Annotated in this window: 12 protein-coding genes; 3 read left to right on the forward strand and 9 right to left on the reverse strand. The window is 39.1% G+C overall.

Annotation, left to right across the window (positions count from 1 at the left end):
- Positions 1-20: 20 nt before the first annotated feature.
- Together Q0X66_RS14730 and Q0X66_RS14735 are read right to left on the reverse strand one after the other, a co-directional pair.
- A complete protein-coding gene (locus Q0X66_RS14730; protein ID WP_297707692.1) occupies positions 21-656 on the reverse strand; it encodes a hypothetical protein in 636 nt (211 codons plus the stop codon).
- Positions 657-914: 258 nt separating this feature from the next.
- On the reverse strand, positions 915-1,820 hold the full coding sequence (locus tag Q0X66_RS14735) for a class I SAM-dependent methyltransferase (RefSeq protein WP_297707694.1): 906 nt from the start codon (positions 1,818-1,820) through the stop codon (positions 915-917).
- A 472-nt stretch (positions 1,821-2,292) separates the two neighbouring features.
- Between Q0X66_RS14735 and Q0X66_RS14740 the strand changes: the two genes are divergently transcribed.
- From Q0X66_RS14740 to Q0X66_RS14755, 3 genes are all read left to right on the forward strand, one after another.
- Complete coding sequence (locus Q0X66_RS14740; protein WP_297707696.1) at positions 2,293-2,574, forward strand: hypothetical protein; 282 nt, start codon at positions 2,293-2,295, stop codon at positions 2,572-2,574.
- A gap of 738 nt (positions 2,575-3,312) precedes the next feature.
- Positions 3,313-4,092, forward strand: a complete 780-nt coding sequence (locus Q0X66_RS14745) for a glucose 1-dehydrogenase (RefSeq protein ID WP_297707698.1) — start codon at positions 3,313-3,315, stop codon at positions 4,090-4,092.
- Between the two features lie 391 nt (positions 4,093-4,483).
- Positions 4,484-4,669: a hypothetical protein gene (locus Q0X66_RS14755; protein ID WP_297707702.1), complete on the forward strand. Its 186-nt coding sequence runs from the start codon at positions 4,484-4,486 to the stop codon at positions 4,667-4,669.
- A 399-nt stretch (positions 4,670-5,068) separates the two neighbouring features.
- Here the strand turns inward: Q0X66_RS14755 and mscL are convergent, their stop codons facing one another.
- From mscL to Q0X66_RS14790, 7 genes are all read right to left on the reverse strand, one after another.
- Positions 5,069-5,470, reverse strand: a complete 402-nt coding sequence (gene mscL / locus Q0X66_RS14760; protein WP_297707704.1) for a large conductance mechanosensitive channel protein MscL — start codon at positions 5,468-5,470, stop codon at positions 5,069-5,071.
- A gap of 72 nt (positions 5,471-5,542) precedes the next feature.
- Positions 5,543-6,469, reverse strand: coding sequence for a DUF3078 domain-containing protein (locus Q0X66_RS14765; protein ID WP_297707705.1), 927 nt, complete (start codon positions 6,467-6,469; stop codon positions 5,543-5,545).
- Positions 6,470-6,510: 41 nt separating this feature from the next.
- Entirely contained in the window at positions 6,511-6,840 is a 330-nt protein-coding gene (locus tag Q0X66_RS14770) for a YegP family protein (RefSeq protein WP_297707707.1), read from the reverse strand.
- Between the two features lie 88 nt (positions 6,841-6,928).
- Positions 6,929-7,747 (reverse strand): mechanosensitive ion channel domain-containing protein, encoded by an 819-nt coding sequence (locus Q0X66_RS14775; protein WP_297707709.1) that lies wholly within the window; start codon positions 7,745-7,747, stop codon positions 6,929-6,931.
- Between the two features lie 28 nt (positions 7,748-7,775).
- Positions 7,776-7,964: a hypothetical protein gene (locus tag Q0X66_RS14780; protein ID WP_297707711.1), complete on the reverse strand. Its 189-nt coding sequence runs from the start codon at positions 7,962-7,964 to the stop codon at positions 7,776-7,778.
- Positions 7,964-8,596, reverse strand: a complete 633-nt coding sequence (locus tag Q0X66_RS14785; protein ID WP_297707713.1) for a sigma-70 family RNA polymerase sigma factor — start codon at positions 8,594-8,596, stop codon at positions 7,964-7,966. Before Q0X66_RS14785 ends, Q0X66_RS14780 begins: the two co-directional genes overlap by 1 nt.
- A gap of 639 nt (positions 8,597-9,235) precedes the next feature.
- A partial coding sequence (locus Q0X66_RS14790; RefSeq protein WP_297707715.1) for a hypothetical protein occupies positions 9,236-9,675 on the reverse strand: 440 nt, incomplete at its 5' end.

The following is a 9,675-nucleotide window of genomic DNA, read 5'->3' on the forward strand; positions in this document are numbered from 1 at the left end:
TTTTTTGAAATGGAAAAGTATTATTCTTCAAAGTGGTATAGATCAGCCAATCTATAAACCAAAAAGTTGATGATTTCTGTATCGGAAGAACCTCTGCTAAACATTAAATAGGCATTTTCTAATTGTTCTTGCTTAAAGTAATCCAGATCGTCAGAACCATATTCACTAAAGGCGTTCCATGATTTTAGCCCTTCCAGCATTTTCCAGTGTGCTTCATACCTCAATTTGGCTATAGCTAATTGTTTTTTATACTCGGATCTGTCTGGTCTGTTTTTAGAGGTTTTGAGTAAGATATTATATTCCTCCAGCAAGTGCTGATCGGCTTTTTTTGCCTCGCTAATCAGATTATAATAGGCCCTTGAAACATAGGAGTCATATAATTCAACAAATAAGCCGGCCCTTTCCCGGGCTTTAGGCGTCATTGTTGCCAGAACCCCCTGCTCTGTCGAGGAATAAAGATCCTCAATGGGCTCATCACTCAAAGAAGAAGTGACATTAAAGGAATTGATCCATGCAGCTGACCGGGTGGTTTCTTTCCAAGTTTTCTTATATTCCTTTTGGAAGTAATTCTGAGACGTATTACATGCCGTTAAGGAGATGACCAACATTATCAATGCTATCCCTGAAAAAATACGCAGATCGTTTTTTCTTTCCATTTTCGCCAACAGGATTATAATCCTTTTTTGAGCTCCTGTTCTAAAGAGAGCAGATTTGACCTCAAGTAACGAAAAGAAGGATATAGAAAAAAGAAATGCCTTTAAAGGGACTATATAGTCGATGAGGATGCTTCAAATAAGTTTATCTAATACAAAAACCCATGGCAAATGGCCTGGCTGTCAAAGCACAGGTCCGCACATTTAAGTAATAAATGCTTCCAGAAGAATTAGAAGAGCAGTTGTTTAGATAATAACGTGCTATATTCTCTCGAATACCAAGCGGTAATGATCCATTACCTCATTTTCAAAACAGACTCTGTTCGGACTAAGTTTGAAAATAGCTACCAGGTGCCTGAATTCTTTATCCGTAAAATAGCGAGGAATTAGTGAAAAGTATAGCCAATATTTTTTCAAATTAAACTTCCTGAATTTTTTTCTCCATTGTGCGATAGTTTCAATATAATCTAATCTTCCGCTACTCTGGGAAATCAATTTGAAATAAGGTTGAGAGCTACTGATAACCATTTCCGGTCCATAAGGTAGCCAGGAACCCGGGAATTGCTTTACCATTAATGCCATAATGTAGGCTGTAGATTCTTTCCCGGCATTTAAATCCAACTCATTAAAAGGAATCATGTTCTTACTAAATGTCATTGTTTGCATATAAAACCGTTTTCCTGATGGCAACAGCTCACTGAGGGTCCTGAAAAAATCACCATAGACTTTTTCCTGCTTTCCTTCCTGCCATTCTTCCACTGAACAGAAATGTTCCAGTCCCCCTATGCATGTAATAGCGTCGAACGTTCCGAAATCTTCAGGTTTGACATTACGACAATCTTTTACCACTACATTAAATCCATTTTTTTGACAAGCTTCGGCCTGCCCCCTGGAAAGGGTTAACCCTATACTAGATGCCCCTCTTTCTTTCACAATATATCTGGTAAATGGTGCCCAGCCACAGGCCATATCAAGAACTTTACTTCCCTTTTTAATTAGTAAGCTATCGGCAATGAACTTGTGCTTTGCTTTTTGGGCTTCTTCAAGAGTCATCGAAAAATCCCCATCATATTTAGCCCCGCTGTAATCACCGGTTTCTCCCATACTTAGACGAAAGATCTGGTCGATTGTGGTATAGGTGAAGTCCAGATCCTTTTTATCTGCCATACGAAATTAGTGTATAGAATTAGTTAAGACATGTCCTGCAATTTACGGTTTTTGTGAAGGGAGTCAATGGTATTTAGACCATAGTTTTTAATGTTTATACATTTCCTTTAGCCTATGGCATGTTATTGCGCTATTGGTTTCCTCAAATTGATTTATGTGCATAGAAATGTATTTATATCCTGCTATTTGACAGCTTGTCAACTTTTTGGATATCCGAATTGTAACACCTTTTCTAATTTTTAATCTCTCCCTTTTACAAGCATTTTCAATTTCAAAAGGTTCTATTAATTTTTTGAGTTTTTTGTGTAAGAAGTCTAAATGGGCATAGAAATTTTAAAAAAAACGGGATACAAAAAAGGCTGCTATGAAAGGCGTAAGGTTCAAAACCGTTGCATTATATAAAACTATAAAATTTGAACCTTGGGAACTTTAAACTATATTATACACTATTAAATGATTTAAATCCCAATTCATGAAAACACAGACCTTATTTGATGCCATACACTTTATAAATACCCATGAACCTACAAAAGAATATATTCAGAAACATGAAGCTGCCCCTAAAAACTTTGAGATTTACCAAATTTCGGCAACGGTAGGCAACTATGAAGATAGTATTGTACGGGTTTTAATAAATTTTGCCAAAAGGGCCAATGCAAAAGGACTGAATGAGGATGTTTTTATAGACATTCAAGGTAATGATCTAACCGATTTCAAAATTATAAAGATCACCCCGGTTGAGTTTCGCCCTTGATCAATTAAAGCTTTTCCAAAATGTGTTGTAGCATACTATCTGACCAATAAATCCAAGCTAAACAAATAGATTGGATCTCTTTTTATGTGGTCTGCTTCCTTCACTACGTTACTGTGGACATGTCCGCCTTCACTAAGTTTCGGCCGGCGGGCTGGGTTAGTTCGCTTCGCTCTTGGAGCAGAGAATGCCAGTTGCTGCAAACCTGCCTGCCGGTTTACCCTCCAGAGGCGGGCAGGCCCTCCAGAGGCGGGCAGGCCCTCCAGAGGCGGGCAGGCCCTCCAGAGGCGGGCAGGCTCATCTTGAACGGAGAACAAATCAATTGAACTCAAACTTTTATTAATATTTTCTTTTTATATAACCAATAGCAGAGGTGCCATAAGAAGAAAATAGATGTGAGAACTCCGCTATGAGCAAAAACATGGTTAAACCTCTGTAAAAATCAAGTTAACGTAGTCGATTGTTGATTTGTCCCTGTGGTTTGCTCATATTGTTTAAATGTACTAAACATATGTAGGGATTGCAGGGCCAAATTCAGCTAACAAAAACAGGCAGCATATGTTCAAAAAAAAGGATTAATTTTAAAGGATAACGAATACTAAATATACATATCATTTCTAAGATACTATCACGGCAAAAAGATTGAAGAAGTTTTTATTTCTCCAAAAAATTGTCAAAGCGACAAGATGTTTACAAACAAAGTTCACATAAACGATAGTTTGTTACGATAAGAATTTAAATATGAAAAAATTTGAACAAGAATACCCAGATTTCAAGCTCAATGGCAAGGTGGCGATTGTTACGGGAGCGGCACGAGGTCTTGGCAGGGCATGCGCACTTGCCCTGGCACATGAAGGTGCGGACATTGCTTTGGGCTTAAGGGATGTAACTACTGCCGCTGAACTGGAGCAGGAAATTAAGGACATGGGCAGAAAGGTAATCCGTTTGCAAATGGATGTTTCCGATCTTCAGCAAATCAATGATGCTGTTGCCCGTGCGGTTGAAACTTTTGGCAAGATTAATATCCTTGTGAATAATGTTGGTGTTGCCCCCGGTAACCCTGCCGAAAATGTAACCGAAGAGGATTTTGATCATACCATTAATTTGAATTTAAAAGGAAACTTTTTTACTGCACAGGCTGTGGGCAAACAAATGATCAAACAGGGATCGGGCCGTATTATCAATATGAGTTCCCAGGCCGGTTTTATTGCCCTGGACAATGAGTCTATTTACTGTATGACCAAAGCAGGGGTCAATCATCTTACCAAGAACCTTGCTTCAGAATGGGCAAAGTATAATATAAACGTCAATGCTGTGGCGCCGACCTTTATAGAAACACCGGGTACCGAACCCTGGTTAAAGGATAGGGCCTTTAGACAGAGTGTACTGGACAGGATCCCCTTGGGCCGTATTGGCAAACCTATGGAGGTTGCCGGAGCTGTCGTGTTTTTGGCCTCGGATGCCGCCTCACTCATTACAGGGGAAATAATGCTCATTGATGGTGGATGGACAACCAGGTAGTTGGTTTTGAATATTCTGGTTGTTGTATTTTATGTGTCATCCCATCCCGAGGTTCAAAAGAAAAACGAAAACAGAAAAACGTTTCAGTGTTAATATGGGCGAGCTCACTACAAAGGTTACCTATATAAAAAGATACTTTATGGGTCTGCCCGTCAAGACCGTGCATAAATATCGTGAAACATACTATGGTAAGGTCAAAAACTGCGATGATTGCATACTCTTCGTTTAGTTCATTCACCTTGCAAGATCTTTAACTCATCCATCATATTTAATAATTCCCTACCTTAGGAAGGACAAACAACTGCTTCCTTAACAGTAGATCAAAATTTGAAAACAAGCAGTTGCCAACGTATAAAATATCGTTAATATTAACTAACTAAACCTATGAAGTATGGATTTCAAAAAATCAATTCTACGTCTTGTAATTAGCCTGTTTTTATCACCTATTATTGTTTACATTGTATTGCTGGCAGCCAAATCGGCGGGTTCTTCCTACGAAATGACACATGGTGAAACATTTATTATCTGGCTCCTTATGGCCATTGTAATCAATCTGTCTTTGACAGAGAAGGCATAATTAAGAGACATCACTTTATTAGCGGAATAGGGTGTTAGAAAGAGTGAGGTGACTATTATCAGGCTAATCTAAAATAGCAAATTGCCGGCTATTTCACCACCATGCTGCAGGCGTCACGCCCGTACCCCCATCGCCTGTTTGCCTGAACAAGCTACGTTGACATTGATGCCCTTTCTTAAATCTAGTTTAAAAAATATGAAACACGCGCATGAGGCTCGCGCCAGGAGGGAGTATTTCTTTGGGTCTTTTATAGATTCCCGGGTTAACTATGAAGATAGGGAAATCACATATTCCATAAACAATACCTGCAAAAGCGGATGTCCACTACCTTATAACAAAAACCCCTGCACTCTAAAATGCAAGGGGCTTTCTAATTCTTCCTTTAAAAGCAGCGACCTACTACTTCTTCAAGAGGTCTCGTATGTCTGCCAGCAGCTCTTCTTGTGAAGGGCCCGATGGCGCCGGAGGAGCCGGGGGTGTTTTTGTTTTGTTATAAGCCTTAACAATAAGAAACATTACAAATCCTACAATTAAAAGATTAACAATGGTGTTTACCCATGCGCCCCATCGAACTGCATTTTCTGCTACATAGCCAGCTTCTCCTTCAGTACCTGAAGCAGCTGTGAGGACATATTTTAAATTGGCAAAATCTACACCTCCTGCAAATTCTCCTACTATTGGCATAACGATGTCGGCTACAAAGCCATTAATAACAAGGCCTAGCGCCCCTGCCATAATTACAGCAACTGCAAAATCAATTACATTGCCAGTCATAATAAAATTCTTAAATTCTTTTAGCATTAGTTCTACTAGTTTAAATGATTAATATAAATATTTAGTTAATAAATGAAATTCCTGTATGTTGTTTTATGGTTAGAACGAATAACTCAATCCTAAGGTCCAATAGGTTTGAAGGTCATTGTTCACCGTATCAAAAGTGTCCGTGGTATTCCCTAAGGTATTTACAGAATAGTTCAACGCCTCTTGCTTGTTGTTTCGCAACCCAAAATCGAAGCCTAGCCCAATCATCTTCCACAATGTATAGGAAAATGAGTTGGTCCAGGTCCAGTTAGACAAGTTGGAACTCTTGTAACTTTGGAATATAGACATATTTGTTTTGAATTTGACAGGGCCCAATTCTTTGCTGTAATCGGCAACGATCTTTGCTCCCAATGAAGATTCGAAAATTGCGTCTGTACTACTAAAAACAAAATTGTAGTTCAATGGATGGATCACTATATAGAGATCTTTAACCGGAGTCCAGGTTGCACCCACGCCAAGATCCAGATAGCCCGGATCATTAAAGTTGCTTAAAATGGTGGTTCTGTATTCCATGAGTCCTGAAATGGCAAACTTTTCACTTAATTTTCGTCCGTATAAAGAAGAAATATTAAATACATCTGTGGCTTGTCTAAAACCTTTTTGGTCATTAGGATCATCCTTATCATCAAATTTTACCCAATTAAGATTTAGCGTAAGGGCATTCCTCCAGAAGTATTTAGGTTCATCCCGATTTGCAAAACCATTAACTGTAAAACCTATTGTTCCTGCGGAGTTATTAGGTGACGCCTGGGCATACCAATTATTAAATCCGGAAAAACTACCTCCAATTGTTCCAAAAGCTCCAACCTTCCACCCCGGTAAAGCATCTATCTGAGCCTGGATAGCATCTACCCTGCCCTGAATTGCCGCAATAGAATCACTTTTATTTGCCTTTGCAGCCTTTAATTCGTCTTCCGTCTGGGCGTAAGTGTACACACTTCCCAACACAAAAAGAGCTAATAATAGTATTTTTTTCATGGTGTTTGTTTTCATTATTTTCATTGAATTGCTGTTAATTTCTATGACTTGTGCTCAATAGTGGCACCGGGAGCATTTTTCTTTACAGAAGCGATCCCATTTTCCATTCCGGAGGTGTTGCTATACATCTCACTGGTGCCTATGATTTGTCCGTTTTTGGCCTTTAAATTGAAATAAGGGCTGCCATCTTTGGCTGTTTTACGGTCATACCTTTTATCATCTTTGGCATTCACTTTTACCGTGTTGATCCCTTTGTTGCAACCGGGCATAGATTTGTAGCTTTGACTGCTTAAGATCACTTGTCCGTTCGAAGCTTTCAGATCGAACTTACACAAACCCGATTTCGTTTTTTTAATTTCAAATTTTCCCATTTTTAGTTTCTATTTTAATTACACAAATTGTTGATTATAGTTGCTTATAGCGCGCAATATGGCTCTGCCAGCTGCCCGCTATTTTGTCCTATTTCATTTCTACTTTATTTTGAACCAGATCCTTTATTGGGATCACAACCTTAGTGGTAGCTGTTTTTACAGTTACCGAGATTCCTTCTATGGCCTCTATGGTTCCTTCTATTTTTTTCGTTTTAATTGAATCCCCTACGGCATATGTTTTGCGGGCATAGAATGTCTTGAGCAGGTCCGCAACTACTTCCCTGGATCCCAGGCCTAATCCTATGGCAAAGGCCAGGAGAAAGGCTCCTATGATCAGGGTAATATTGCTGGTGATAATTGCCGTATCTATCCCGGCCTGGTTCAGCGCGGTTACCAATACAAAAACAATAATTATATAGTACACAATGCCACTAACTATTTTTGATCCGCTCATACCCGTGGATTCGAAAATACCTTGCAGCGCTTTCCGGATCAGTTTAGCAGCAAACATCCCAATCATAAAAATGACGACGGCACTAAGCAGAATAGGCAAATAGCGTAACAGATTTGAGATCTCGGTTGAGACAATCGTTAACCCCATTATTTCGGCTGCTACTATGATAAAGGTGATCCATAAGATCCCTTTTACAAAGCCCAATAAGATCCTGGACACATCTACTTTTACCGTACTCTTTTCCCCAAATAATTTGGCTTCGTTTATTTTTTCGGAGACCCTGTCAATCCGTGCAATACGTAAGATTTTCTTCAAAATAAATGATATGATCTTAATGATGATCCATGCCAGTAGCAAAACGATGATTGCGCCTATGATTCCGGGGAGTGCAGAGACGATATCCTGAAAGATTGATTTGAGGGATTCTGATGCTAAACTTCCAATTGATTCCATAATTTTAGTGAGATTAGATAGTTATATATTAGTTTTTACGTCGGGTCTTAAACATACCAGATAACGCCTCTTTGACGTTTATGGTAAACAGGGAGGCCAGCTCCATGATAAGCTTTGCGGTGGCAACATCGTTCATCACCTTTGTTTTTAGATTAGGGGGCGCATCCTTGATCATTTTGCCCAGATCTTTGAACGGATTTTTACTTTTATCTGCCATTATGGAGTTGCATTATAGGTTTCTATTAATCTTGCTTTCGCTCTTTTCAGGCGCATTTTTACAGCACTTTCACCAACATTCAGAATGGTACAAAGTTCTTTGATGGGAACATCATCCTGGTATTTCAGAAGCAAGAGGGCTTTATCTTCCGGGGCTATCTGTTCTAAAACAGTTTTTAGCTTGTCCGAGCGCAGATGGAATAAGCTTCTGTCCTCCACATTAATGGACATGCCAGGGTCATTAGCGTCCAGATTTTCCGATTTCTCACTCATTTTACGCGCTTTGTTCCTGTTCACATAGTTGACACAAAAATTATAGGTTAAGGCGTATACCCAACTTGAAAATTTAGAGTCGCCTTTAAAACTTCCCATTTTAACGAAAATCATGAGAAAAACATCCTGAGTAAGGTCTGCGGCTTCATCATCGGACCTTGAAAAACCTGCACATTTGGTAAAGACCTTATTTGCATAGCGGTCATAAATAATCCCGAATAAAAGGGTGTTTTTTGTCTCAATGATGGTTTTTACCAATTCCTCATCCTTAAGGCCCCGATAAGGATTATCCTTTGTTAAATCAGACCTGTATCGATCCCCGATTAATACAAGAAATAAATTTTTAAGTATGGTCACCATCTACTATGGTTTAAATCGGTTATTTAGAAAATAAACACAATTTAATAAAACCTTGAGATATGGGTCTCCTTTGGAAATTTTTATGTTCTTACAGAGACCCAAATCAACCCAACTAACTAAACTATCTTTCATCAAATTCATTTATCGTTTTCAGTGCATGCATTTTGTAGGTTTTTCCCAAATCTGGCCAGTAGATATATCGGGGTACAGCTACTGGCTGATAAGGTGACCATAAAAAAGGTCAGTTCATGAATATATTTTTAAAATGGACAACTTCTAATGACTTACATCCTTAAGACACCATAAATTTTAAAAAGTCACTTTCTGTGCTAAAATTGCCCAAGAATTTGTACGGATAGGCCCTATACCATTATCAATAGGGATGGAGCTGTTATTTTGTATTTGCGGTGAGAGGAATAACGTTTATTTTCCGCACAGAAGCCAATAAGCCATAAGTAAACTACAATGCTATTGGAAGGAATTATAACGCCGCCATGTGGTGAAGGCTGGGGTAAACTTCACTTTGCTCATTGGGCACAGCCGTCCCATAATCCAACAATTTAACAACTTGCCAACTTTTTAGGTATCCGAATTGTATGCCTTGTTTATTTCAAGAGGAGCCCTTATAACCTAAAAATACTATTTTCGATCCCTCAAATAATCAATCACAGCCGGCCAATCCGGGAACAGGGCAGTCTTAAAATGGATCAGTTCGCCCTGGAAACGATCGGCCCCATTCTTTAGCCGGTCATCAATAAGGTAATCGCCATAATTAAGGTGTTTATTATGAGATAGGATAAGCCGTTTATAAGCCGGATCGGCCAGATATTGCTTCACCCAATGCAGCTTATCACTCCATGCAGACGGATTCTCCCAGGGAGAGGTTGAGAGGATATAAGTGTCAAACCAATCACTTAGCTGTGCATAGCTTTCAATTGCACTCTCCACAGGCGGCATTAAACTAAATATACCAGGCACTTCATCCAAACGGCCTTTATATTTGACTAAGGTCTCCTTATCGAGTTTTTTTATTGCTGCCGGAAAATCTACCAGCACATTATCCATGTCTACATAGAGTA

The sequence above is a fragment of the uncultured Eudoraea sp. genome (assembly GCF_947260015.1).
GTDB lineage: Bacteria > Bacteroidota > Bacteroidia > Flavobacteriales > Flavobacteriaceae > Eudoraea.

Bases quoted from the DNA above. Each gene is read 5' to 3' on its own strand.
- Q0X66_RS14730 (WP_297707692.1), bottom strand. From the start codon at position 656: ATGGAAAGAAAAAACGATCTGCGTATTTTTTCAGGGATAGCATTGATA.
- Q0X66_RS14735 (WP_297707694.1), bottom strand. From the start codon at position 1,820: ATGGCAGATAAAAAGGATCTGGACTTCACCTATACCACAATCGACCAG.
- Q0X66_RS14740 (WP_297707696.1), top strand. From the start codon at position 2,293: ATGAAAACACAGACCTTATTTGATGCCATACACTTTATAAATACCCAT.
- Q0X66_RS14745 (WP_297707698.1), top strand. From the start codon at position 3,313: ATGAAAAAATTTGAACAAGAATACCCAGATTTCAAGCTCAATGGCAAG.
- Q0X66_RS14755 (WP_297707702.1), top strand. From the start codon at position 4,484: ATGGATTTCAAAAAATCAATTCTACGTCTTGTAATTAGCCTGTTTTTA.
- mscL (WP_297707704.1), bottom strand. From the start codon at position 5,470: ATGCTAAAAGAATTTAAGAATTTTATTATGACTGGCAATGTAATTGAT.
- Q0X66_RS14765 (WP_297707705.1), bottom strand. From the start codon at position 6,469: ATGAAAAAAATACTATTATTAGCTCTTTTTGTGTTGGGAAGTGTGTAC.
- Q0X66_RS14770 (WP_297707707.1), bottom strand. From the start codon at position 6,840: ATGGGAAAATTTGAAATTAAAAAAACGAAATCGGGTTTGTGTAAGTTC.
- Q0X66_RS14775 (WP_297707709.1), bottom strand. From the start codon at position 7,747: ATGGAATCAATTGGAAGTTTAGCATCAGAATCCCTCAAATCAATCTTT.
- Q0X66_RS14780 (WP_297707711.1), bottom strand. From the start codon at position 7,964: ATGGCAGATAAAAGTAAAAATCCGTTCAAAGATCTGGGCAAAATGATC.
- Q0X66_RS14785 (WP_297707713.1), bottom strand. From the start codon at position 8,596: ATGGTGACCATACTTAAAAATTTATTTCTTGTATTAATCGGGGATCGA.